At 28.8% G+C, this 25,235-nt stretch carries 24 protein-coding genes; 2 read left to right on the top strand and 22 right to left on the bottom strand.

From position 1 onward, the window contains the following. Positions 1-37 precede the first annotated feature (37 nt). The 10 genes from OC535_RS11055 to OC535_RS11010 all read right to left on the bottom strand — a co-directional run bounded on the left by OC535_RS11055 (position 38) and on the right by OC535_RS11010 (position 12,048). Positions 38-1,240: a M15 family metallopeptidase gene (locus tag OC535_RS11055; RefSeq protein WP_498823848.1), complete on the bottom strand. Its 1,203-nt coding sequence runs from the start codon at positions 1,238-1,240 to the stop codon at positions 38-40. Then, entirely contained in the window at positions 1,237-2,376 is a 1,140-nt protein-coding gene (vanT, locus tag OC535_RS11050) for a serine racemase VanT catalytic subunit (protein ID WP_498823847.1), read from the bottom strand. The genes OC535_RS11055 and vanT overlap by 4 nt, the downstream gene beginning before the upstream one ends. Positions 2,377-2,423: 47 nt before the next feature. Then, the gene (locus OC535_RS11045) at positions 2,424-3,044 is read right to left on the bottom strand and encodes a hypothetical protein (RefSeq protein ID WP_498823846.1); all 621 of its coding nucleotides are present in this window, start codon (positions 3,042-3,044) and stop codon (positions 2,424-2,426) included. Further along, positions 3,022-4,077: a D-alanine--D-serine ligase VanG gene (gene vanG / locus OC535_RS11040; protein WP_498823845.1), complete on the bottom strand. Its 1,056-nt coding sequence runs from the start codon at positions 4,075-4,077 to the stop codon at positions 3,022-3,024. The genes OC535_RS11045 and vanG overlap by 23 nt, the downstream gene beginning before the upstream one ends. Positions 4,078-4,221: 144 nt before the next feature. Next, entirely contained in the window at positions 4,222-5,232 is a 1,011-nt protein-coding gene (locus OC535_RS11035) for a PD-(D/E)XK nuclease family transposase (RefSeq protein WP_498823844.1), read from the bottom strand. 92 nt (positions 5,233-5,324) lie between these two features. After that, entirely contained in the window at positions 5,325-5,924 is a 600-nt protein-coding gene (locus tag OC535_RS11030) for a methyltransferase family protein (RefSeq protein WP_498823843.1), read from the bottom strand. Further along, positions 5,914-6,336 (bottom strand): hypothetical protein, encoded by a 423-nt coding sequence (locus OC535_RS11025; protein WP_498823842.1) that lies wholly within the window; start codon positions 6,334-6,336, stop codon positions 5,914-5,916. Before OC535_RS11025 ends, OC535_RS11030 begins: the two co-directional genes overlap by 11 nt. Beyond that, on the bottom strand, positions 6,329-6,778 hold the full coding sequence (locus OC535_RS11020) for a LytTR family DNA-binding domain-containing protein (protein ID WP_024722818.1): 450 nt from the start codon (positions 6,776-6,778) through the stop codon (positions 6,329-6,331). Before OC535_RS11020 ends, OC535_RS11025 begins: the two co-directional genes overlap by 8 nt. A gap of 147 nt (positions 6,779-6,925) precedes the next feature. Continuing rightward, the gene (locus OC535_RS11015) at positions 6,926-8,254 is read right to left on the bottom strand and encodes an MATE family efflux transporter (RefSeq protein WP_498823841.1); all 1,329 of its coding nucleotides are present in this window, start codon (positions 8,252-8,254) and stop codon (positions 6,926-6,928) included. A 185-nt stretch (positions 8,255-8,439) separates the two neighbouring features. After that, a complete protein-coding gene (locus tag OC535_RS11010; protein WP_498823840.1) occupies positions 8,440-12,048 on the bottom strand; it encodes a family 20 glycosylhydrolase in 3,609 nt (1,202 codons plus the stop codon). An 80-nt stretch (positions 12,049-12,128) separates the two neighbouring features. Between OC535_RS11010 and OC535_RS11005 the strand changes: the two genes are divergently transcribed. Together OC535_RS11005 and OC535_RS11000 are read left to right on the top strand one after the other, a co-directional pair. Then, positions 12,129-13,112 (top strand): ISL3 family transposase, encoded by a 984-nt coding sequence (locus tag OC535_RS11005; RefSeq protein ID WP_498823494.1) that lies wholly within the window; start codon positions 12,129-12,131, stop codon positions 13,110-13,112. Further along, the gene (locus tag OC535_RS11000; protein ID WP_498823495.1) at positions 13,109-13,948 is read left to right on the top strand and encodes a transposase; all 840 of its coding nucleotides are present in this window, start codon (positions 13,109-13,111) and stop codon (positions 13,946-13,948) included. The genes OC535_RS11005 and OC535_RS11000 overlap by 4 nt, the downstream gene beginning before the upstream one ends. Here OC535_RS11000 and OC535_RS10995 read toward each other — a convergent pair. The 12 genes from OC535_RS10995 to OC535_RS10940 all read right to left on the bottom strand — a co-directional run bounded on the left by OC535_RS10995 (position 13,893) and on the right by OC535_RS10940 (position 25,106). Further along, positions 13,893-15,497 (bottom strand): discoidin domain-containing protein, encoded by a 1,605-nt coding sequence (locus OC535_RS10995; RefSeq protein ID WP_498823839.1) that lies wholly within the window; start codon positions 15,495-15,497, stop codon positions 13,893-13,895. The two genes, OC535_RS11000 and OC535_RS10995, sit on opposite strands and share 56 nt — an antisense overlap. 504 nt (positions 15,498-16,001) lie before the next feature. After that, the gene (locus tag OC535_RS10990; protein ID WP_498823838.1) at positions 16,002-17,771 is read right to left on the bottom strand and encodes a DUF885 domain-containing protein; all 1,770 of its coding nucleotides are present in this window, start codon (positions 17,769-17,771) and stop codon (positions 16,002-16,004) included. 106 nt (positions 17,772-17,877) lie between these two features. Next, a complete protein-coding gene (locus OC535_RS10985) occupies positions 17,878-18,714 on the bottom strand; it encodes a S66 family peptidase (RefSeq protein ID WP_498823837.1) in 837 nt (278 codons plus the stop codon). Between the two features lie 132 nt (positions 18,715-18,846). Further along, positions 18,847-18,999: an LPXTG cell wall anchor domain-containing protein gene (locus OC535_RS10980; RefSeq protein ID WP_081721157.1), complete on the bottom strand. Its 153-nt coding sequence runs from the start codon at positions 18,997-18,999 to the stop codon at positions 18,847-18,849. A gap of 136 nt (positions 19,000-19,135) precedes the next feature. Next, complete coding sequence (locus OC535_RS10975) at positions 19,136-19,354, bottom strand: hypothetical protein (protein WP_024722010.1); 219 nt, start codon at positions 19,352-19,354, stop codon at positions 19,136-19,138. Between the two features lie 246 nt (positions 19,355-19,600). Further along, on the bottom strand, positions 19,601-19,909 hold the full coding sequence (locus tag OC535_RS10970; protein WP_227052474.1) for a spore coat protein: 309 nt from the start codon (positions 19,907-19,909) through the stop codon (positions 19,601-19,603). Further along, positions 19,902-20,105: a hypothetical protein gene (locus OC535_RS10965; protein ID WP_024722012.1), complete on the bottom strand. Its 204-nt coding sequence runs from the start codon at positions 20,103-20,105 to the stop codon at positions 19,902-19,904. The genes OC535_RS10970 and OC535_RS10965 overlap by 8 nt, the downstream gene beginning before the upstream one ends. Positions 20,106-20,208: 103 nt before the next feature. Then, positions 20,209-20,904 (bottom strand): biotin--[acetyl-CoA-carboxylase] ligase, encoded by a 696-nt coding sequence (locus tag OC535_RS10960; RefSeq protein ID WP_024722013.1) that lies wholly within the window; start codon positions 20,902-20,904, stop codon positions 20,209-20,211. 103 nt (positions 20,905-21,007) lie between these two features. Then, positions 21,008-22,348 carry an MATE family efflux transporter gene (locus OC535_RS10955; protein WP_024722014.1) on the bottom strand — a complete coding sequence of 447 codons (1,341 nt, stop codon included), beginning with the start codon at positions 22,346-22,348 and terminating at the stop codon, positions 21,008-21,010. After that, the gene (locus OC535_RS10950; protein ID WP_024722015.1) at positions 22,348-22,935 is read right to left on the bottom strand and encodes a cytidylate kinase-like family protein; all 588 of its coding nucleotides are present in this window, start codon (positions 22,933-22,935) and stop codon (positions 22,348-22,350) included. Before OC535_RS10950 ends, OC535_RS10955 begins: the two co-directional genes overlap by 1 nt. 127 nt (positions 22,936-23,062) lie before the next feature. Beyond that, positions 23,063-24,445, bottom strand: coding sequence for an MATE family efflux transporter (locus tag OC535_RS10945; RefSeq protein ID WP_498823836.1), 1,383 nt, complete (start codon positions 24,443-24,445; stop codon positions 23,063-23,065). A gap of 67 nt (positions 24,446-24,512) precedes the next feature. Next, on the bottom strand, positions 24,513-25,106 hold the full coding sequence (locus tag OC535_RS10940) for a cytidylate kinase-like family protein (RefSeq protein ID WP_024722016.1): 594 nt from the start codon (positions 25,104-25,106) through the stop codon (positions 24,513-24,515). Between the last annotated feature and the right edge of the window lie 129 nt (positions 25,107-25,235).

Below are 25,235 nucleotides of genomic sequence, written 5' to 3'. Positions count from 1 at the left end.
ATTTCCTAGGAAATTTTCGATAAACTGCTCACTTCTATTAATCTACTGCCTCTAATTCATAACTAAAACCATATTTAAGAATATAATCTTCTAGAGTCCAATCATTATCATAAATGATCTTTGCCACTTTTTTACCTACATAACGAAAATGCCACGGTTCATTAGCCATTCCTGTAAGCGATGCTTTGTTTTTAGGATAACGCAAAATAAAACCATACTTATATGCATTTTTTACAACCCATTTATATTCTTCAGTATCTCCAAAAACTAATTTTTCTTTGTCAATAACACTTTGACTAGTTAAATCTACTCCTAATCCTAATTGATGTTCACTTGACCCTGGCTTTGAAACTAATCCAGATGCTGTAATAGCATCATATTTTTTAAAATATTCATCATATATTTTAGTTTGACTTTCATATGAGCGATATCCACTATTTAAAACTAAGTGATAATCTTCAGCCAAAGCGTCTTGATACATTTGTTCTAGTGCTTTTGCAGCATCTTTTCTTAATTTTTTATTTTCTGTATCAGGAGCAATAGAAATATTAGGTTCTACTAAATCTTGAGGCTCATAATCTTTAGGTAAAACAAATCCTTTTTTTATTAAAGCTAAAGTATTTTCAGGCTCTAATATCTCATATTCTTTAGTTACCTTGTTTTTAGCATCAATAAAAGGATAAGTCGTTGATAAAACTGCTGAAACTGGTTCTTTACCAGATGTTATGTATTCATTAATATTTTTAAAAGACATGCCTTTTACATCCAAATATGGTTTTATTTTTGCGTAAGAATATTTATTATCAATAATCATTTTAAAATCTTCTATATCTGCAATTTTCATCAGCTCTATCATTTCTTCATAACTATATTTAAGTTTTTTTAATTGTTGATAACAATCTTGATAAAAAGTATCAATATACTTGATAATATCTTTTTTTGACAAATCTTTTTTATAGTTTTTATAAGTTTGATATTCTAAGTAATGATGATGATTAGAAATTTCATCCCATTCACTAATAGTTATTAATTCATCAGTTTCTAAAATACGCTTAACATCTTCTTCATCAAGATTCAAAATAATACTTTGTTCACTAAAATTATAGCCTTTTATCATTAATATAATTCGATCATAATTAAAAATTGCAATGATCGATAAAATAACAACGACAGCTAATATTGCAATAATAACTTCATACGATAATCTTTTTTTCTTTTTATGTAACATCTTTTTTTTCAAAATCCTTTCCCTCCTACATACACTTTTGGTAAACGATTCCCTATCTGACTTAATATTTCATTACTTATAGTTTTTGCTGCTTGTGCTAATTCTTCAATACGTATTTCATTATGACCATCATTACCAACAATTATTACTATCTCATTATTATCAAGATCATTTACCTCACTGACGTCTACTAACATTTGATCCATACATATACGTCCAATGATTGGACATTTTATTCCTTTAATTAAAACATGTCCCCTTGTTGATATTTGTCGTGGTATACCATCCCCATAACCAATTGGAATTGTTGCTATAACACTATCATATTTTGCTTGATAGGTTAACCCATACCCTAAACTCTCACCTTTAGAAAGATTATGAATCATTGCAATTCGAGATTTAATCGACAAAACCGGCTTTAAATCAAGCTCTTGTTTTAAATAATCATTTATACTTGATTTAACACCATACATAAAAATACCAATTCGGACATAATCACATTTAATTTTTGGGTAATTGATTAATCCATAACTACTTTGAATATGTATTTTACCAATATAGTAGTGATCTTGTTTTAATCTACTAATTAACTGATAAAATTGATTTATCTGATTTTTTGTATATAATATATCAGCCTTCTTATTACTGTCGCTTACACATAAGTGTGTAAAATATCCTTTTATTTTTATATTTTTGTATTTATAAAGTTTAATAATTTTTTGATAATCATCAACAGCAAAGCCTAAACGATGCATTCCGCTATCGATCTTTATATGAACATCAATAGTACAATTGCAGCGACTAAGCATTTTTGCATGATTATAATCTACGATACTTTGAATCAAATGATACTTACTTAGCTCTCTAGCTCTTATTGGATGAGTATAACCTAAAATCAAGATCTCACCATGAATCCCTACTTTACGCAATTTTATTCCTTCGTCTATTGTCGCAACTGCATATGCTTTAACACCTAATTTCTGACACTGCTTCGCTACGGCTACTAAACCATGACCATATCCATCAGCTTTAACAACCGCCATTAATGATGTTTCTCTATGGAGCAGTGCTAATAATTTATTAAGATTGTAACTAAGAGCATCTAAATCAATTTCTACCCAGCTGCGACTAGTCAATGTATCTATCATAAGTTTTTCCCTTTCATAATAAAATCTTTAATTAATGAATAACTTTTTTATACATATGACTGCCAGGTAATAATAATGAATCCATCTTGATTATTACCTGATATCTGGTATTTTCTTTTATTGCTTAAATATAGTCGTGTTTTGCTACTCAACGCACAAACAAAAAAGACTTCAATAATTTTATTTTTATATTGAAAAATGTAGGGGTTATAAATAGAATACTTTTTAATCTTGGCATGATATGTTTCCAAACTCCATTGTTTTTGATTAATAAGATACGCTGGAATAGTTCCAACATAACGAAAACATCCTTGTTTAATATGATTTGAAACATTTTTTAAACTTCGTTCAATAAAACCATGATTGTACATTTTGTGCTTTAAATCTAGATATGTATTTAAATCACTACAAACTATATCACAGCATAATCCTGTTTGATATTCACTAATATTACTAGTAGCCTCTAAACCTTTAATTAAGATAATTTTAGAATCATTATTAAGCTCTTTAAATATTTTATTTATCTTCGTTATTACCCTTTTTTCTAAAACAATTTTTTGATAAGAATCTATTTCAATACAATATTCTTTTGGTAAAGGGTAATCTTGATTTACAAGAATTTGTGTCCCTTGAAAGATCTGCTCTTTATTCAGTACAATCGTTTCCATCTTTAAGTCCCATTTCAATAATCCTATCTATCAGTTCAATAAAATCATAACCTATTCCTTTCATCATTTGGGGAAAACGACTGTGTGTAGTAAAACCGGGAATAGTATTGACTTCATTAAAATAGATTTCATTATTATTTGTTAAAAACATATCTACTCGTGCAAACCCTTGACAACCTAACGTACGATAAATGAGCATTGCTGTATCTTGAATTTTTTTAGTTGTTAGCTCATCGATTCTTGCTGGCAAATGAATTTTTGAAGTTTTAAGTGTATACTTTTCATGATAATCAAAAAACCCATCAGCCAATTCTATCTCATCTACCAAACCTACTTCTAAAATATCTTTACCTATAATCGCACATCCTACTTCCCTCCCTAATATTGCTTCTTCAATAATTACTTCATTGTCATATTTAAAAGCATTATCAATTGCTGGTTTTAAATCCTGTATATCCAGCACTTTTGAAATACCATAAGACGAACCTGCTTTAACTGGTTTTATAAATAACGGAAATTGCAAAGTACTAATTGCCTTACGATAATCACTAGTATTTTTTATGACAATAGCATCAGCTACTTTTATCCCCTGATTTTTGACTAGTTCATGAGCTCTTTGCTTATCCATACATAATGCTGATGATAGTATTCCACATCCAATCACCGGAATATTCGCTAATTGCATCAATCCTTGAACTGTTCCATCTTCACCATTTTTACCATGCAGGATAGGAAAAGCAGCATCAAGATGACAATACTTAACTCTATTTACACTAATTTCCATTACTGCCTGACATTTTGGATTTAGGCAAATACACACACTAATATTATTTTCTAAATACCAAGTATCATCCAAAATCTTATCAACAGTGCCTTGATAATGATACCATTTTCCCTCTTTAGTGATACCAATCATATATAATTCGTATTTATGATAAGGAAAATGTTTTATCACTGTACTAGCTGATTGTAAAGAAACTTCGTACTCACTTGAATTCCCGCCAAATAAAACTGCTATTGTTTTTTTCTCCATATTATATCCTCCCTTCAAAAGAAAAACACTTTTATTTGATATCTATATGATATCTAAAATAAAAGTGCTATTTTTTAATATCTTCATATAAAAATATAACAAAATTCCCATTATTTTCTTACTTTTTTCTGATATTAGAAACAATTAATTACTATCTATTATTTGTTTAAATACTTCAAAATCCTCTTCTTCAAATATATATTCATATATCAATTCTATTTGCTTTTCACTCAATCCTTCTACCCATTCCTGGCAGTCTTGATGATACTGCTTTTCAAGCAATTTAATACATGTTTGTTTAAGCGTTTCTTTTTTCCCTATCTCAACGCCTTCTTCCCGTCCAATCTCAATACCCTGTTCAATCCCTTGTTCGATACCCTGCTCGATGCCTTTTTTGATTCCTTCTTCGATCCTTTTGGCTGTCTTTTCCTCGCGCTCCATCTCTAAGGATTCAGTTCTAAGCTTCGCTAACGCTAACTGGTTCGCTAATGACCATATCGGCTCATTACTTCTAAACTTGTCATACATCTTTATCACCATCTCCACTATATCTTCTTCTCTTTCCTTCATTATAGCAGTGTATTCATTTTTTATAAACAAATAACATAATCTTTCTAAATCATTTAATTCTGCGATTCCTTTTTCTTTGATGATCTTATCGATATGTCTCATCTTGATAAAATAGCGGTAATTAAGATTTTCTTTTTCCAGCTCTCCCTGATCATCTCGAAACGCATAATCTTTGATCAAACGATCATCATCTTCATTGATAAAGATGATTTGATATACCGGTCTTAGCTGATGATATTTTTCGCCAGTATCGATCTGTTCTACTAACAGTCTGGCCCCATAGAACTGAAATCTTGTACTTTCGCTATTACTGTTGCCGGCCATCTGCATTTCGATATCAATGATTCGACCCTTTTCATCAACAGCACAGATATCGAGGATGATGTTTTTAGCGAGGATAGTATTTTGATTGATTTCAGGATTTTTAACGATCATCTGTTGACAATCAAGATGAGTGACGGATTTAACGATGAACTTTCTCAATTTTATAGATTCTAAAGTATCTCTGGAAAGCAGATATTTAAAAAACAGGTCATTACTAAAACGAACATTATTATTATCGATAATAGTTTTTTCATGAATCATATTTTTCCTCCTCATTATCTTTTACAAGATAATTAGAGAAATTACTTCTTTTTAATTCAAAATTATAAATTTTAATTAATATTTATTTGTTGTTAAAGTTTATATGTCTTTTTCTTGTAATCAATGTATTCATCCCCAAAATGCTCCTGTAAAGCATTTTCTTCAATGGTAATTCTAATTTGATAACAGAATAGGCAAAATATTAGAACTAATACCGTGGATAATATATTTCTTAATGATAAAGCCACACCTATTAGACTTATTATACTTCCTGTATATGCGGGATGGCGGATAAATTTATATATTCCTTTCGTAATTAAGTGTTGTTGACTTGATGTTTGAACATTCAATGTAAAAGCTCTTTTTAAAGTCAGTACTGATATTAAACGAATAATAATACCTATAACAATAAGACTAATACCTATGTAAGCAAAAGTATTAGGAAATATGATTTTCTGAATTACCACAGGAGATTTTTGACTGACGAAATAAAAGCTCACTATAATACAAACTAAAAAATTAGCATATAATAGCCATTTAGTACCTTTGTCGGCTTTGTTTACTTTCTGATTACATGATTTTTGATAAGTATAGAAAAATATAAATATTTCTGAAACCAGCAACATTAGAATTGCTAGATTAAACATATAATATTGAAACAACTCATTAAATTTTGTTGGGTCACCCATCATAATCACTCCTTGTTTTTTTTAATAATTCATTTATTTCATCAGCTTGCTTTTTAGAAATATAATAAAAATAGTAATGTATTGCTATCATAGCTATCACATATACACATGAATATAAAATGATATTATGTATATTTATACTAAACCATTTTCCGATAATTGCTACTCCTATGGTCAATGGATACAGCAAAAGTGTTTCAACAAAAAAGTGATAAATATATTTTTTAAAATCTATTATTGATACAAAATAATCAACAAGCATCGATACAACAAGATAACCGATAACTTCCAGAATAAAAAAACAAAATCCATCTTTAGTATAGCCGCTTAATATATTACAAACCGAAGCGTATAATACAATAAAAGTAAATGCCATTGAAATTGCTGGAAGATATGTTCTTAAAAACTTAGTCATAATAACTACCTCTTATCTTATTCTGTAAAATAGAAATATATTTTCTTGAAACAATCAAAGACTCTCCATTGCTCAGTTCAGCCAATAATCTATGATTAGGATAAGGTTTCACATATGACAATGAAGATATATTTAGTAATACATTTTTGCTAATCCGTACAATATTAGTTTCTGCTAACTCGTGTTCAAGTGTCAAAAGATTTTTTTTACACTCATAAATTTCTGTTCTAGTATATATAAATGTTTTTCTATCAACTATTTCAAAGTACAAAATATCATTTAAAGGTATTTGATACATATTACTTTGGATAAACCCCTCTATAACATTTTCCTGTTGTTTAATATAATGGATAATACGATTTAATTGTTTGCTTAATTTAGAATAACGTATATCAATTTCCGGTTCAGATAAACCATCTTTTTTATATAACTGTATTTTCAACAAAACACCTCCTGTTTTTCCAAAATACAATATATGCTTTTAAATAAATTCTCGCAATAATTTTTGTCGCAAATACCCCATAGTTGTTTATAATACCATCAAAAATTCCGTAGTATATAAAAATGAAAATAGGATACTTCTCGTATCCTATACCAATTTTCGATTCATCCATTTACCACTTCTATATCGCCAAACAAAGAAAATACAGCGCACTACCCAATCGATAAACATTGCAATCCAAACACCTAATAACCCTAGATTCATATAGCGACCTAAAATATAACTAAAACATAGTCTAAAAATCAGCATGGAAGCTGCAGATACTATCATTGTAAATTTAGCGTCATTAGCTGCTCTTAAAACATTGGGAAAAGTAAATGATAAAGGCCAAATAGTGGCTCCGATGATTGCATGCAAAAAAATACATTGATATGCAAGATCAGTAGTTTTAGATGAAAGAGAATAAAAAGTTAAAATAGTAGGTGTTGCTATAACCAAAACACCAATTAAAACTGCCATCGAAATATATGTGATTTTCATTAATTTTTTTACATAGTATTTTGCCTGCTTATAATCATCAGCACCAACACATTGTCCTATTACAGTAACCATGGCTAAAGACATTGCCATTCCTGGGATGATTTGCATTTGAGCTAAATTATTAGAAACTGCATTTGCTGCAATCGAATAAGTACCGAAGGTAGCGATCAAACTTTGCACTAAAATCTTACCAAATTGAAACATCCCATTTTCTAAACCCGAAGGAATTCCAATTTGTAGAATCTTTTTTATATACGTAAAATCAAATTTCCAATGCAAATAATCATCTATACAAATATCTAAATCTTTATGACTTAATGTTTTTAAAATAACACAGCATGCCACAGCTCTTGCAATTAATGTTGCTAAAACCGCACCAAAAACACCCCAGTTTAATCCAAAAATAAATATTGCATTTAAAATGATATTAATTACATTCATTACTGCACTATTGATCATTGAAATCTTTGAATTACCAATTGCTCTAAACAAAGCAGCACCCGAATTATATAAAGCAATAAAAGGATATGACATAGCTGAAAACAAAAAATAGATTTCAGCATTTTTCATTACTTCAACTTCAACATTACCAAAAATTAAATGTAACAAAGCAGCATTAAAAAAGATTACAATAGCCATTATCACTAATGAAATTATAGCTGTAATTAAAATTAGCTGCTTAGCTGAATGTTTTGCCTTATCTACTGCTCCCTGTCCAATAAATTGAGCAGCTACTACAGCGCCCCCAGTCCCTAAAGCCGAAAAAATATTGATCAGCAAAATATTTATACCATCAACTAGTGAGACTGCTGATACAGCAGCCTCCCCAACACTGGCCACCATCACAGTATCAAAAAAACCAACCATGATAATTAGTAACTGTTCTACAACGAGTGGTCCAATTAATTTTTTTAAATCTTTATTACTAAATAACATATATTTCACCCCCTATGCAAACATATTATACGCTTATCTATTTTGGATAGTAAACAATTTCTATTTTTGAAATACAAAAATTATTTTAATAAATAAAATATTTGTTAATTAATTTAAATACTTTTAAGGGTATCCAATAATAAACTGGATACCCTTGTTATTTAATATTCACTAAGTTTTTATACTTAACACTGAACTTTCTTCTTTTTATTAATTTGATATAGAGCCATCAAAGCAGATAACGTACCAATTGAAACAATAGGCATAATTGTAGTAGTATCACCAGTAGCGACACTTGCTGTTGAATCACCTGCTTTTACTGGATTACTAGTTTCTTTTATTTCTACTTGTAATCCCGCAATTGCTTTTGTTAAAACATCTTTTATAGTATCTACTTGATCCTGTGTTGCTTCTGGATCTTCTAATACCGCTTTTGCTTCATTTAAAGCATCTGCGACTACTGCCCATGTTTTAGCACTGTAATTTGCAGCGTTTAAGTTATTTGCCTTATTGATCAACTCTTGTAATAAGTCTTTATTTGGTTTTAATCTTAAGTTCAAGAACGCTTTTACTAATTCTGTATATACTTCATCAACTTCATCCTGCATTGCATTAACATTGTCCAATACAACATTAGCTTTATCTAGTGCTGGTAACATTGCATTCCATGTAGTTTCAATATATTTGCTTTCATCTAAGCAATTGATTTGATCTATTTGTTTTTGTAATGCTGTTTTATCTCCTTTGTAGAATTCCAACATCTGCATTACATTAGCTAGTCGAGCAAAAGCACTATCTACTTCACTTTGAGTGGCATTAGTTTTTGCATATACTTCTTGTGCATTTGTCAAAGCTTCGTTGAATTCAGTTACTACAACTGGTACAACATTTTCTAAGTTTGCTTTTTCAGCCATTTCAATAGCAATTTGTAAGGCATACTTATTAGCATTATTTTTTAATTCTAATGCCATAAATGCATCAATTAATTTATTGCATAAATCATCCAATTGCCCTTGTGATAATTCACTTGGATCTTGAATTGCATTATTTACATTTTGTCTTGCTTCTTCAAATACTAACCAGCTAGCTTCATTATATAATTCACCATTTAAATCATCATAACCTTCTAATAAATGTTGAGCTTCTGTAATATCAGCTCTTTTTAATAAATTATTTAATGCCTCATTAAGCGCATTTGCTGCTTCATCAATTTGTGATTGAGTAATATAATCGGTATTAAAAATTTCTTTAGCATATTTTAATATTTCTACCATTGAATTATAAGTAGATACAGTATAATCATCTTTATTACGCTCATTTGCATCATTGATTACTTTTTCTAAATCATCCTTATCTACATCTATCACAGTATCTTCATTATAAAATAATTCAAATTCAAAAATTGATGGTCGTGATGCACTTATAATATTTAATCTAATTTTTGAAGCTGTAATAGTATCAAACTGACTGCCAAATTCATATCCATTCGTTACACCAGCAACAGCCTTTTTTTCAGAATTATCAACATTATAACTATGTCCAACAACCCAGTTTTCACCATTCCAGTACTCTATATTATAACTTGTGATATAATTATATGTTGCTTTATATTCTACGATTCTCGTTTGATTTACTGATACTTCTTCATCAAATGTTAATTCTAAAGTCGCACTAGTAATATCATTAGTTGTTGCCCAGCGTGTAGATAAAGAACCGTCGATTGCTTTAATTCCTGTAAAGTTTTCATTATAAACATTGCTTGCTACCGCATCAATTGCTGTAGATACAATATTTTCTGGACCAGCAATTTCAATTTTTTCATTAGCGATTTTAAAATTATCAAGTTTTCCAATAATACCATTACCTATTTTTTCTGTTGGCAATATCATTGATGTTGATAAATTCTTAGTAACATAACTTCCAAATTCTGTTCTTTTTCCAGCACCAATTAATTTATCATTTACATAAAGATTAGTACCATCTTTATCGGCAGTTATCATAATTTTTAACCATTTTTCTGTTTCCACTTCATAGTCAAAAACATATGTATATCCATCTCGTTCATATCCTAATTTACCCGTATATTCACCAGCTTTATTTTTTTGATTAAGACTGATCTTACCATCGTTTCCTTCAAATAAAGTGGCATCTTTTGATGTGTTTTCATCAATATAAATATCAAATGATACAGTAGCTGGAAAACCGATACTATCAAATGGCATCTGTAAATAAGAATCGCCATCTAATACTAAAGCATTTCCAGATATTCCCTTTGCTGTAGTAGAATTCAATATACCGTTATAATCATTTCCACTAACATCTACTGCTTTATTATCACTAATTGTCTCAAAATCAATATCAACTACTGTCTCTGTCTTACTTTGAACATATCTAGCAGGATTACTTGTAGCACTTGGTCCTGTTTTTAATAAATATTCATAAGATGTTTTAAATTCATCATAAGACTGACCTTCCGTCTTTTCACCATACCAAGTACGCTCACCAATTAAAGCAATACCATATTTTAACCGATCAAAAATATCAAAATCACTAACGCCATCTAATAAGAATCCATCATCATTCCATAGTACCACTGATGCTCCTCTTAATTGTGGATGTGAAATCGGTAATACTGCACCACCACTTCCACGAGTAGTAGTAATATCATTAACACTCCATTCATTATATAATTTTTCAATATTTAAATAATTATTATAGTTGTTATTTCCACCAGGAACAATATATAACCAAGATCCAGAACAATTAATAATTGGATTACCATTAGCAACTGTTTTTTTAACATCAGCCCAGTACGGAGCCCATAAATAATATGTTACTTCTTTATTTTGTGGGGTTACATAGCCTTTAAAACCAGAACTTCCATCACTAGACGCCCATGCTCTTGCTTCATAACCACGATCTTGAATATACTCAGTATAATGATTAATATATTGCTGCATTGCTTCTGAATATATAGGTGCAGAATTATATTCATCTGTTCCAAAATGGAAAATTGGTGTTTGAATTACGGCATCTCCAGGAGCGTTTCCTATTAACTCTTGAGTTAATTCATCTACAAAATCAATTGTAGGCTGATGCAAAGTAGCATTATTAACATCAGTTGAAGAATCATCTAATATTTTCAAATGACGAACATCATACATATTATCATGCATTTCTGGAAGTAGAGAAAATACGGCACTATGAGCTGGTGCATCCAATTCTGTAATTACGCTAACTCCATATTTTGCTGCATCTAATTGATATTCAATATAATCTTCTTTTGAAATTTGATATGAATGACTACCAATATTTTTGTCATTTTCAATTCTAAATGATGATAATTCTTTTGCTTGTTGAATATTTCCTTCTGATCCTATTTCTGAGTTAGTAATTTTATCACCACGATCATCATTAATATGCATAACAATTTCATTTACTTTAAATAAAGGTAGCATCTCTGTGATTTCTTTAATATAATCTAATTTAATTTCAGAACGTGCAATATCTAAAGCAATTGATCGTACTTCATATTTTGGATAATCATGTGCTATCCCTTTAGGAATTGTTAATTCATCCAAATTTAAATATAATGCCTGTACAATTGTAACACCACCATAAAACACACCATTTAGTGTAGTTGAATTAATAGTGATATAATCATCAACTGTCATGATATATCCTTCATCACCAAGAATTGCTACATCATCTTCATCTGTTAATGAAAGATAGATATCACCATTTTCAGGGGTTCTTACTCGCTTATGGGTAAATGAACTTATTAGACAGCACAAGAAATTGTGCTGTTTTTCTTTAGTTTGTATTTCTTGTTTTTGGGCATTTTGATACAATATATGTATGGATGGTGATACATATGAAATATAATGAAATCAGTTTGAATGAAAAAATCTTTGGTAATGACTTCATTGTCTATGACTGGAAAGAATCAGATAATAAAATCATAATATATGTGAAAGCGACTTCTCATGATGATGTATGTCCTGTATGTGGTTCTCCTACAAGTTCTTTACATAATACCTATCATAGAATGATTCAGGCTTATCCTGTTAGAAATAAAACAACTTTTATTGATGTGATTGCTTATAAATATGACTGTACTAATGACAAATGCAATAGAAAGGTTATTATGCAGAATCTTCCTTTTGTTTCTCCCTCTCAAAGAAGAACATATGAGCTTAACTGTCTTATCCTTGCAGTTTCTCTCTTTTTAAGCAATGAAGGTGCCAGTAAAGTACTGAAACTTCTTGGGGTCAATGTAAGCAATGACTCTATCAAACGCCTGACTGATAAGATCATTATTGAAGATGACCCTGATGTCGAGTCTATTGGAATAGATGATGTGGCGATGAGAAAAGGAAAGGCTTATGCAACTGCCATATATGATATGGAAGATCATCATCTTATTGCGCTTTTAGATGGAAGAGATAAGGAAACAGTTGTTGAATGGCTAAAAAATCATCAAAAAATAAAGATTGCCACACGTGACAGAGCAAGTGCATACGCTTCTGCAATCAGTGAAGTTTTACCTGAATGTATCCAGATTGCAGACAGATTTCATCTTCTTCAAAATTTAATTGACAGAATAAAAGATATTTTTAAAACGGAAATACCGGAAACAGTATTCATAAAAGATGGAAAGGTACTGGAAGAGGAACCTCAAAAGGTTCCAGCATTAAAAATCGATCCAAATTCAAAGGAACTTGAAAAATATGACTATGACAACAGTATGCCAGTTGATAAAGAAGGAAATATGATTGATTTTGATGCGGTATGTTATGATAAAAACGATAAACAACACAGACAGCAGGCTGAAAGCCGTAAAAAAAACAGAAAATGATCATTGACATTCAAAAAAGATGGGAGGAACTCGAAAAAAAGAAATACACAACAATAGCTAAAGAATTTTCAATATCAAATATTGTAGCTAAAAAATATGTAAATATGAGTGAAGAGGATATTCAATTGTTGGACAGTCCAAAGAAATACAAACAAAGAAAAACAGCTACAGATGACTATATCAATATGATCTATAAAATGATCCTGGATGGAATAAAGCCAGAAATAATCTTTAGCTATGTCATTATGAAAGGATATAAAGGTACGTGGAAGTCATTGGATAACAGAATTGTATACTTATTAAAAAATAATTTTAGTATTTCTCTTTCAATGGGGTGGTATATTAAGTATAAATATCCAGATAATATCATCATCATAAAAAGAAATGAAATATTAAAATACATAACAACTAAAAATGAGAAAACAAAGAAAAATAAAACAGTTGAAAAAAACATTCAAATAATCAAGGAAAGATATCCAATTATAACTGAACTAGAAAAAATATATGATTCGTTTTACAGCACGATCAAGGAGGCAGATACTGATCAGCTAGATAAGTTTATTGATAATTATAGAGAATCAGTATTAAAAGGATTTATAGAAGGTATAGAAAAAGATATTGCCCCGATCAAGAACGCAATATCTTATCCATATAGTTCGGGATTTGTTGAAGGAAACAACAACAAATTCAAACTCATCAAACGTATTTTATATGGAAGAAGTAAAATAGTCAATCTTTTTAGGAAATGTTACATACCATTTTTAATGAATAATAAAGATTTTAAGCTAATTGATATTTTAGAACACAAAAACAGCACAATTTCTTGTGCTGTCTAATAAGTTCATTTACCCATAAGCGAGTAAGAACCTTTTCAGGATCAGTTCCTTTTTTTACATCAACATCTAATCCTACTAATTTATTCAAATATCCTGATAAAATATTTGCCTGCACTTCTAAACTTTCATCATCGTAAATAATTTTTGAATTTTTAGAAATAGAATAATTTCCACTATCACCATGCCATTCTTGAATTGAAGGAATTACATTTGGAAATTCATTTTTACCACTATCTTCATATTTACCAGAAATATGAATCTTATTGTCATTACTACTTATTGCAATATCATTTTCATCATTTTTATTAGTAACTTTATACATGATATGAACATCTTTATCAACTAAAGGCTGATAATAAATTCCATCTAAACTAATGATTGATTGATAATCTGAACCATAAATCTCTACATCAAAATTCTTAGTAATTGCTTCTGAAAAAATAATTTTTTCATTAGAATTTTCCGGTAATTCAAATCCCTCAGATTCTAATTTTGTAAGTGCCATCTTAGCAGTTTCAATCTCTGGTTCTAACATTGCATATCTATATGCTTCAATTTCAAATATGCTTCCACCATATTTATTATTATTGCTAGGATTCGTAAACATTTTTGTTTGATTAACTTTTATATATCTTACTTCTTGAGAATCAAAAACAATCTCACGCATATTTTCAACATTGATCATTGGGTTATCTTTTACATCTAAAATTGTTGTATAATCATTACCATCTTTAGAAATTTCAACAGTATACTCTAAAGGCTCTCTGAAAAAATTAACATTTACTTGAGATAATATCTCTACTTCTTTTAAATCTACTATAATCCATTGATCATCTGTTTTATCAGCTGACCATCTAGTTGTTTCGTCACCATCTACTACTTTTTCTCCTACAAATTGAGGATATTTCCAACTTTCGCCAACTTTTCCCCCTTCGACTCCCGAATATGATACATCTTTGGATAGAGCTAAATTTACATTGTCTTTTTGGGCTCCATTTATCTTAATTTCATAAATTGAATAGCCCCAACTAGCTTTCACTGGTTCATTACATTTGATACGTACATATCTTGCTGATGTATCGCTAATGAAAGCATCCTTTTCAATTGTTTGTTTTCCCCCTTTTGCATCAGTATTTACATATAGATCAGTAAAATTATTACCATCTAATGAAGTTTGTATTTGATATGATTTTGCATATGCATTTTCCCAAGAAATATAAACTCTCAATAAATCATATACATTTTGCAAATCAACAGTAATCCATTGTTCTACTGTTCCATCTTCTGAAGGCCCCTCATTTTCACCTAAACCAGTAGCCATCTTAGAACTCCAACGAGAACTTTCATTGTCATCAATTCCATCAACAGCCAATGCCCCTATTAATTCTGAACGGGCAGGTCTTACACTCGATGTAATAACTGGTTTATTCAATGCAATATTTTCATATTCTTCAACGGCATTGACTAAAACAATTTTTTGCGAAAAACATGATAACATCATTGAAAAGAGCAAAATAATTGATAATCCTTTTTTTATTATTTTTTCCATATACGTTTCCCCTTTTAATTTATAAAATTTTCCAATCTATAAAATATAAATATCTAATTTTTTCACCTTCCCTTCTATCATTTTTAGAAATCATTTTATTACAAACAAAAAAGCAAGACTAAAATATCTAGTATTTAGTCTTGCCTACTTAAAGTAACAATCTGATTAATCTATATTCAAATATTAGCATAAAATAATAATATTTTCAATCATAAAAGTAAAATTTTTAACCTTTTTCTGCTTTTTTATGCTTTGATACAAATTAGTTATGTCTCATTCATTTTCTAAGTAATCAAAAAGCTCCTATATTTACTTCTTATTTTATCATTTACATAATTTATAAATTTTTATCATTTTCATATTCCTAATTTAATTATAACGTAAATAAAAACTGTGAAGTTAAGATCAAAAATCTCTTAACTTACACAGTCTATTTTATTACTCTTCACTATAACTATTAAAGGCACACACTAGAGTCATTTAAACATTTTAGCTTACTAAACTTTACTTACTTTTTTTACTAATAAAACTATCAACTTGTTTTTCTAATATATCAAATGAAGACGGTCCAGTAGATAGAATTACATCATGAAAATCTACTGATGAAAATTTTTCACCTAATTCTTCTTCAGCTTTGTTATAAAGGTCTTGGAATAAAAAGCCTGATAAATAATATTGTAAATAATTTGTAGGTGTCTCAATAAACAAATTATATTGTTCAAGCATTGTATCTTCACTTACTTCACCAAAATTATTTTTCCAATAATCTACATAATCATCATAATCCCAGCCATCATAATGAATGCCAATATCCATTAAACAAATAAATACAGATGTTAAACGATCATTTAAACTTTTATATTCTAAAAGTGTTTTATCTTCTACAGGAGCATATTTATAGCCATTCCATTCAACATAAGTAGCCCATCCTTCACTATAACCATTGTAATCAATTAAATAACGGACTGTTGGTATATTTTCTTGTTGTTTAAAATACGTATGTTGATACATATGTCCAGGATATCCTTCATGTTCAATTGTGTCAAATAAAGTTTGTGAATATTCACCATTAATATAAATCAACTCTGGCGTATCAATTGGAGCATCAATTTTCCCTTGTAAATATGCAGCTGGAGAAAAGTTATCTTTCCAAGCATCAGGAACTGTAATAATCTCATAATTTAAATTATCTATTTCTGGAAAATCTTGAAAAATAACTGTCTTTAAATAATCTAAGGTTTCTTCTACAGAAGTGAAATCAGAATAAACAAGATCTGAAAAACCTGTTACATTTTGTAATTCAGGATTATCAGTTAATAGAGTTCTAGCTTCCATGATCAATTCAATCTGCTTATTTTGTAAATATTCTTTTACTTCATCAACTGTCATATCTGTTCCAACTCTACCTTGAAGCATTGCTTCATAATATTCCTTACCATCAGGACTAAAATATAATCCTTTATTATCTTGATTAGTTGGTGTAATTGTCTTTAGCTCTTCTCCTAAACTTGTATATGCATTTTTTAAATTAACCGATACTAATTCTTGATTTTTTTGTTTAGCAGCTGCCTTTTCTTCATCATTTAAAAATTCTACTTGATCTATTCTTTGATTGATTCGCTCAATTAAATAATCATCACTTCCACTAGTGTAATTTTGGCACTGTTCAATCGTTTTTTCTAATATGTTTTTAGCTAATCCAGAATTATTTTCTTGGCGTTTCTTTTCAACTTCTGCATACTTTAAAAATGTTTCTTCAGCAGTTTCTAAAATATGAAAATAGCTGTCTAAATCATTTTGACGTTCAAATGTGAATTCACTTAATAATAATGGTAATTGTGCTTGAAAACTAATAAAACTTCCTAAATAGCTATTATCTAAATAATAATAATCATATTGATAAGCACTTCTTTGTAAAGAATCAACTAAAATATCGTAAGTTAATTTCTGACTATCAGACAGCTTATCATAATCAAATGATTTTAATTCTTTAAGAATCTTTTCACATTCTTTTTTACTTTCTTTGTAATCATCCTCATCACTATACGGTAAATTTAACAATTTTTCTTTAAAACCATAGTTACTTGGATTTTCAAACGTGAATTCAAGATTCATATCGTCATCTGCCATCAATAAAGTTGGCAATTTTTCGATATAAGCATCAAAATCTTTTACTTTTGTTGTTGTCTTAGTTTCTTCTTGAGTACATCCGGCTACATTCAAGATAATTAACAAGCCTAAAACAACTGATACAATCTTTTTAAATTTTTTCATCTTATCAACATTCCTTTATATAATATATAGTTATATTATAACCTAAAACCATTAAGCATTTCCACTATTGATATTTAATTTATAAATAACAATCTTAAATCAAAATCTAACATTTTACAAACTCGACCATTTCTCCTATGACTATAGCTTTAGAATCACATCCATGACCGATCTCATTTGTTTTTATTATCGCTAAATCATCATTTACATAATTTTTAACTAATTCTGTTATTGTTGGAAGACATTCCGATTTTTCCATTTCCATAAAAGTACCCAATATGATTCCATTAATTTTATCGAATACTCCCATCTGTTTTAATTGACTTAAATAAGTTATCATTTTATTAACATTGCCACTTCGAGCTTCAAGTAATAATATTTTTTTATCCATATCAGGCCAATACATAGTTCCCGCTAATTTCAATAGACATCTAATATTTCCACCTACAACAATTCCCTGCATATGATTTCCTTGAATAAATTCATACTCAAAAGCATATAAATCTCTTTTACTTTGAAAAAGCGTCTTTGAAAAATTATTTACTTGAATTACATTTTCCTTTGATACTAAATTCCGTATCTGATACAAAACCGACTTATTTTCTGTCTTAGCATAAATAGCATTTATAATCGTCGTTAAATCACTATATCCCCAAAATAACTTATTACTTTTTTTAATAATTTCAAAATCTAAATAAGGTAGAATTTCATTCGCGATATCTCCTCCAGATATGTCAAAAATAGCTTTAATTTCTTCATCTTGATAAAAATCCATCAATACCTTGGCTCGATATTTTCCATAATCTTTAAAATCTATCTCGTTTTCATATATATATTGGCTAAAAACGGGTTTCAATCCCAATTGAATTAAAACATCTCTTAACAACTCTATTTTATCTCGAATAGTATTATATAAACTATTTGAACAACAAACTATTCCCACTTTATCGTTAACTTTTATTTAAATCACCTCTTCTCTATAATTATATCTTACAATTAAAATTATAATTAATAAACATTTTTATATCTAATCAAAAACAAGACCTACACTGTAAGTCTTGTTTTAAATTATTTTTTATCTATATCTTCTTTTTCTATTTCCATAGAACGCTAGAGTTGCAATTGCAAGTCCTGCAAGTGGATATAATAAGTTTGTTGTATCGCCTGTATCTATTGCAGCAGTTGTGTCTCCTGATTTAACTACTTCTAATCCATTGATATTAGCCATTAGGTTTTCATAGGCTGCATCTACTTCTACTTGCGTGTTACGTATTCGCTAAAATTTCCTGTAGAATCTACATTATAACGGAAAAGCCTATCTTCCAAAAATGTAATCCGACCTTCTACAGCACTTTCAACTTTAGTTAATTGTTCACTAAAAGTTTCAGAAGTAAATGTTGGTAAAGGTACCCAGTAGCAACTGTAGAACCTGCAACAGCAATAGTTAACAATAACGCTCCTGCTTTTTTAACCTTTATTATATTACTTCCTTTCTCTATTTTTAAAAAATAAAATTTTACTCTTCTTAAATAAATAATATACAAATTACTTGATTCCTCCATCCTTTTTACTATTTGTATCATTTTTTTATTTCCCGTCTAATTAAAAAAAATATAATTGCTTTTATTATAAAGTTTTATGATTTTTTAGCGATATTTTACATAAATTATATTGATAGATAACGAAAAAATATAAATTTAGAACAAAAAATCCTACTTGTATTTATAAATAGAGTTAATTTAAATAAAAAATATCTCTATACAACAAAAGGGCCTAAACTTTAGGTCCCTTTCGTTGTATAAATTATTAATCTGTCATTTTAACAATAATTATGCTAACTGTGCTTCTTTAGTAGTGTATTCTTGAACAATTTTTTGAATTTTTTCTGGTGTTTCTTGTTTTAGTGGATACCAGCCTTTTGAATACATTACATCAAATACTTCACGTTGAATTTGATAAACTTCTTTTTGAATGCTAATAAGTTTATTTGCAAGTTCTTGATTTGAACTTTCAATAATGAAGGTCGTATAGTCACTTAATAATGATTTTAAACATAATAAAATATCATTTATTTTATCATAATCATTAAATGAATTTTCATTCGGAAGGATCGGCTGTTTTGGTGGATTATTATCCATTATTCAAACACCCCAACAATTCACTATAATGATTTTTAAGAGTACTATTTACCCTGCTTAGTGTCATCTTAATATCACTATCTTCTACACTTTCTTCATATGAATTTAACTTTTTGCATAAAACATCAATACTATTTAACTGATCGTTAAATGAACCACTATCTTTAGTTGAAATCATTTTTGGTGGTTTATTCATAAAATTCCTCCTTCATAATTAGGTTGAGCAATTTTACTTATACTATGCATGTTTAAAAATAAAAAAGAATCACAAACTAGAATAGTTTATAATTCTTATTATTTTATTTTCTATGTAAAGAAATATCATTAACAGAAATTTTATATTTTTGATAATTACTATCAACAAAATCTACCGTTCCATCTTCATTCAATTTAGTAAAAGTTACTAATCCATAATCCTGAAACTGAACTCTTTTATTTTTTAAATAAGAAATATCATTAGCATGATCTAAGATTTGATCATAACAATCCTGTTGATAAAGATTATAATAAATTTTAAAATAAGTTAATATCGTAATCATAATTGGTTTAATTAAATAATTTTGTCCCATTTTCATTTTCATTGATGCATATTCACCACTTATTGAATTTACATTCAAACCAATTCCAATAACTACTGCATCTGATTCATCCTGATGCAAAGCTTCAACCAAAATTCCACAAATCTTCAAATCATCAACATAAATATCATTTGGCCATTTTATCTTTCCTTCGATTCCGTATCTATCCAATAATTCAACTACACTACAAGATGCTATTTGTGCTAATTTATACAAATCTTGAGGATTTTTAAATTCTTTGATAAGGATACTCATTAAGAGATCTTGTCCTTTTTGGCTTTCCCAAATATGTCCATTTCGTCCATGTCCAGCAGTTTGATGATTGCATCTCACTACGCTAAAATCAGGTAATTTATCGATATTTCTTTTAACGTATTCATTGGTTGAATCAACCTCATCCAACTCAATATAATTCATACTGACACCTCTAATCTATATCTATTATACTACAGAAAAAATCTTTCTACAATTATAACTACCATAATATAATCATATTTTACAGTATAATAACATCAGTATTTTAAAAACTTAAATGCTTCTTTATCCTTGCAAATAAAAATGCAGAAATAATTACGGCCACTACTTCAGCAATTGGAAAAGATAACCAAATTAGATCTATATTTCCAAATAAAGATAAAATATAGGCTGTTGGCAATAAAACAAATAATTGTCTAATTAATGATGTTAATAAACTATAGGTACCTTTACCAACTGCTTGAAATACAGCACTGCATACAACTGAATATCCTGCTAAAACAAAATGAAGTGCTATTATTCTAAGGGCAGTTGTTCCAATTTTAATCATATCTGGCGAAGCATTAAAAAAAGCTAATAAAGTTTGAGGAATAAATTCAAAAATAATTACGCCAATAATCATAATTCCAATGGCATAAACTATTGCTAGGTTGATCGTTTTAAACATCCTATCTTTCTTTCTAGCCCCTAGATTATAAGCAATAATTGGAATCATCCCATTATTTAAACCATAGATTGGCATGAAGACAAAACTTTGTAATTTAAAATAAACCCCAAATACTGCTGTTGCAGTAGTTGAAAAAGTAATTAAAATAGTGTTCATTCCAAAGGTCATTATACTACCAATAGATAACATAATGATTGAAGGAATGCCTACAGAATAAATTTGTTTAATAATATGTAAATTAGGTTTAAATCTTTTAAACTGAAAAGTAATATCATGATTATATTTGATATTAAAAATCAATGCTAACGTAAAGGCAACTATTTGCCCAGTCACTGTAGCAAGTGCCGCTCCAGCAACTTCCATTTTTGGCATTCCAAACATTCCAAAGATAAAAATCGGGTCTAAAATAATGTTAATAATTGCGCCAACACTTTGTGTTAGCATTGTAAATAAAGTTCTTCCTGTCGCCTGTAATAAGCGTTCAAACAAAAATTGTCCAAATAAACCAACCGATAATCCAACAACGATCATTGCATACGCTGTTCCATAATCAACTATTTCTTGATTTGATGTCTGAATTCTAAAAAATAAATTTGACATTAATAAACCAATGATCATAAAAATTAAAGCTGTAATAATATAGACAAAAATTGAATTTGTTGCGGTATTATTTACCTGATCTTGATTTTTCTCTCCTAAGCTCCTAGATAACAACGCATTTACACCAACTGCCGTTCCACTTGCAAAAGCAATCATTAAATTTTGTAATGGAAAAGCCAAAGAAACAGCAGTTAATGCATTTTCACTAACTTGGGCTACAAATACACTATCAACAATATTATACATAGCCTGGACAAGCATTGAAATAATCATTGGTAAAGACATTGAAATTAATAATTTATTTACCGGCATTACCCCCATTTTATTTTCCGCTGCCATTAGAAATTACCCTCTAGATATATTTTTGCAATTATCTCAGCCACTTTATCAATTCCTAAATCACTATTTATTGTTAAATCAAAGTTTTTTAATTGTCCCCATTTTTTGGTCGTATAATAATTATAATAATTACTTCTCGTTTTATCTTTTTTAATTACATATTTTTTATAATCATCATGCTTTTCTTTATAACTCTCTTTAACACGACGAATTCTTGATTCTAATGGTGCATGAATAAAAACTTTCAATACATTATCATAATCTTCTAAAATATAATCAGCACATCCGCTAACAATAATACAATCATCACAATCTGCAAGATGACGAATTATTTTTGACTGCATTGTAAATACTTGATCATTTAACGGTAATGTAAAAGCACTTGATGATAAACTATACATAAATCCCGATGCTTTTTCTTCTGATACTCTTCTTATTACATCAACATTAAATCCCATTTCTTTCGCTGCTAAATCAATAACTTCATTATCATAATAAACCAGCCCTAATTTTTCAGCTACTTTTTGAGCAATAAGCCGGCCCCCTGAACCATATTCCCTAGCAATAGTTATAACTTTCTTACCCATAAGTATTACCTCCTCTATATTTTATATTCTAACATAATTTAACTTATGTTACTAATTTTCTCATTTTATAAAAAGAAAAGATTATTTAACTATTAAATAAAAAAGGATATAACCGCAGTATATATCCTTAATTATCTTTTATCTTATTAATACAATTTTGATTGATTTTTCTTTGGAAATATAATCCTAAAATAAATGCTATCAGCTCACCAAGCGGAAAAGCCCACCAGATCATCATATCAGCATTACTAAATAATGTAAAGATCCATGCTACCGGTAATGTCACGATGATCAATCTGACTAATGATAATATTAATGATTTTATTCCAAAACCTAAAGCTTGATAAATTCCTTGGAAAGCGATATTAGCACCTGCAAACAAATATCCTAAAGGTACTATTTGTAAAGCTAAAACTGTCATTTTTGTTGAATCCTGATTTAAAGAGAAAACTTTAGCTAGAGGCTCAGCGAATATTTCTAAAAATAACAATCCTATCGCCATTAAAACAAGAGTATAAATAATCCCATATTTGATTCCATCTTTAACCCGTTTTTTATCTTGTTTTCCATAGTTAAATGCAATTATTGGAATCATTGCATTATTTATTCCAAAAGCGGCAAAGAAAACAAATTGTTGAATCTTGTAGTAAATACCAAATGCAGTAACCGCTGTTTCGCTAACTAAACCATAAATTATATTTATTCCATATGACATAACAGACATTAATGATTGCATGATAATTGCTGGAATTCCAACTCTGTATATCCCAATAATAGTCTTTTTATTAGGTTTTAAATAAACTAATTTACCATCAATTTCTCTATTAAAATAATAATGGAAGATCATATCTAAAACTAGTGTTAAAATTTGTCCAATAACTGTTGCTAAAGCTGCTCCTACAATATCCATTTTAGGTAAACCAAATAACCCAAAGATTAAAATTGGATCTAAAATAATATTTGTTACTGCTCCTACTAATTGAGCAATAGTTGATAAATGTGTTTTTCCTGTACTTTGTAATAGTTTTTCATAGATCATTGAACCAATTGATCCAAAAGATAAAATACAGCAAAGTTTTAAATATGATGAACCTAAAGATAACACTAACTCATTAGATGTTTGACTCTTTAAAAATATATCAACTCCAAAGAAACCAAAAACTAAAAACAAAATATACATACAAATAGCAGTAAAAATTGCATTTCCGGCTACTAAACTAGCTTTTTCATAGTTCTTTTCACCTAAATATTTTGATAATAATGAATTAACTCCCACTCCAGTACCTACACCAATAGCAACCATCAGCATTTGAATTGGGAATGCTAATGTTAAAGCATTAATTGCATAATCAGCTAAATCAGCAATTGATGACGAAGTAATATTTGAGATAAAAAAAGTATCAACAATGTTATAGAACGCCTGGACAACCATTGATAAAATCATTGGCACTCCCATTGTAAACATTAACTTATTAATTGGAACATAGCCCATCTTATTTTTCATTTCCATATAATCACTCCTTAAAATAAAAACGTAAATCTCAATTGGATTTACGCCTTAGCTACTCATTGAATCACTATTTAGTTTTCATAACCATATCATAAATAATATCAGCACAATCATCTAATGATAGATTACTGCTATCAATACATAAATGATAATTAGACAAATCATTTAATTTACCATTAGTATAATAACGATAATATGTCTTTCTCTTTTTATCACGTTTATCCAATTCCTTGATTGGATTTTTTAAATCCTCATGATATTCATCCGTTACTCTTTTAGCTCTAACTTCAATATCACTATGAATAAAAACATTAAGACAATCATTTCTTTTTCTTAAAATATAATCACTACAGTGTCCAACGATTACACAAGGCTCTTGATCAGCCAATTTAATTATTAAATTGCGCTGTAATACATATAATTGATCAATTGGCGTAATCCCCCCGCTAGACCAATTATTAAATCCAAATAAAATAGTATTTGTATCGCCATACTCACTATTTTCTTTTACAAATTCTGAAGCATAACCACTTTCTTTAGCTAGCTGTGCTGTGATTTTACTATCATAATACTTATAGCCTAATTTTTTTGCTAATAATTTTCCAATCTTACGGCCACCACTACCATATTCATGGCCAATTGTAATTACTTGATATTTCATTTTAACCTCCTCAAAATACAAAAAAGTATTCCTTTACAATCGGAATTACATCCATAAAAGAATACTCATTGCCTAAATAATATAACACATTTAAAAAGATTTTGTAAGTTTTTATTTTTAGATATTTCA

Origin of the sequence: Clostridium sp. Marseille-Q5894 (assembly GCF_946902305.1) — a bacterium.
In the GTDB taxonomy this organism is placed as follows: Bacteria; Bacillota_I; Bacilli_A; order Erysipelotrichales; family Coprobacillaceae; genus Thomasclavelia.
Note: the sequence above shows the minus strand (reverse complement) of the source record. Positions and strands in the feature narration are given on the sequence as shown.

What these genes read in the sequence shown, in the direction of transcription:
- vanT (WP_498823847.1), bottom strand. Translation starts at nt 2,376, where the DNA reads ATGATAGATACATTGACTAGTCGCAGCTGGGTAGAAATTGATTTAGAT.
- OC535_RS11045 (WP_498823846.1), bottom strand. Translation starts at nt 3,044, where the DNA reads ATGGAAACGATTGTACTGAATAAAGAGCAGATCTTTCAAGGGACACAA.
- vanG (WP_498823845.1), bottom strand. Translation starts at nt 4,077, where the DNA reads ATGGAGAAAAAAACAATAGCAGTTTTATTTGGCGGGAATTCAAGTGAG.
- OC535_RS11035 (WP_498823844.1), bottom strand. Translation starts at nt 5,232, where the DNA reads ATGATTCATGAAAAAACTATTATCGATAATAATAATGTTCGTTTTAGT.
- OC535_RS11030 (WP_498823843.1), bottom strand. Translation starts at nt 5,924, where the DNA reads ATGATGGGTGACCCAACAAAATTTAATGAGTTGTTTCAATATTATATG.
- OC535_RS11025 (WP_498823842.1), bottom strand. Translation starts at nt 6,336, where the DNA reads ATGACTAAGTTTTTAAGAACATATCTTCCAGCAATTTCAATGGCATTT.
- OC535_RS11015 (WP_498823841.1), bottom strand. Translation starts at nt 8,254, where the DNA reads ATGTTATTTAGTAATAAAGATTTAAAAAAATTAATTGGACCACTCGTT.
- OC535_RS11005 (WP_498823494.1), top strand. Translation starts at nt 12,129, where the DNA reads ATGAAATATAATGAAATCAGTTTGAATGAAAAAATCTTTGGTAATGAC.
- OC535_RS11000 (WP_498823495.1), top strand. Translation starts at nt 13,109, where the DNA reads ATGATCATTGACATTCAAAAAAGATGGGAGGAACTCGAAAAAAAGAAA.
- OC535_RS10995 (WP_498823839.1), bottom strand. Translation starts at nt 15,497, where the DNA reads ATGGAAAAAATAATAAAAAAAGGATTATCAATTATTTTGCTCTTTTCA.
- OC535_RS10990 (WP_498823838.1), bottom strand. Translation starts at nt 17,771, where the DNA reads ATGAAAAAATTTAAAAAGATTGTATCAGTTGTTTTAGGCTTGTTAATT.
- OC535_RS10980 (WP_081721157.1), bottom strand. Translation starts at nt 18,999, where the DNA reads ATGGCTAATATCAATGGATTAGAAGTAGTTAAATCAGGAGACACAACT.
- OC535_RS10975 (WP_024722010.1), bottom strand. Translation starts at nt 19,354, where the DNA reads ATGATACAAATAGTAAAAAGGATGGAGGAATCAAGTAATTTGTATATT.
- OC535_RS10970 (WP_227052474.1), bottom strand. Translation starts at nt 19,909, where the DNA reads ATGGATAATAATCCACCAAAACAGCCGATCCTTCCGAATGAAAATTCA.
- OC535_RS10965 (WP_024722012.1), bottom strand. Translation starts at nt 20,105, where the DNA reads ATGAATAAACCACCAAAAATGATTTCAACTAAAGATAGTGGTTCATTT.
- OC535_RS10960 (WP_024722013.1), bottom strand. Translation starts at nt 20,904, where the DNA reads ATGAATTATATTGAGTTGGATGAGGTTGATTCAACCAATGAATACGTT.
- OC535_RS10955 (WP_024722014.1), bottom strand. Translation starts at nt 22,348, where the DNA reads ATGGCAGCGGAAAATAAAATGGGGGTAATGCCGGTAAATAAATTATTA.
- OC535_RS10950 (WP_024722015.1), bottom strand. Translation starts at nt 22,935, where the DNA reads ATGGGTAAGAAAGTTATAACTATTGCTAGGGAATATGGTTCAGGGGGC.
- OC535_RS10945 (WP_498823836.1), bottom strand. Translation starts at nt 24,445, where the DNA reads ATGGAAATGAAAAATAAGATGGGCTATGTTCCAATTAATAAGTTAATG.
- OC535_RS10940 (WP_024722016.1), bottom strand. Translation starts at nt 25,106, where the DNA reads ATGAAATATCAAGTAATTACAATTGGCCATGAATATGGTAGTGGTGGC.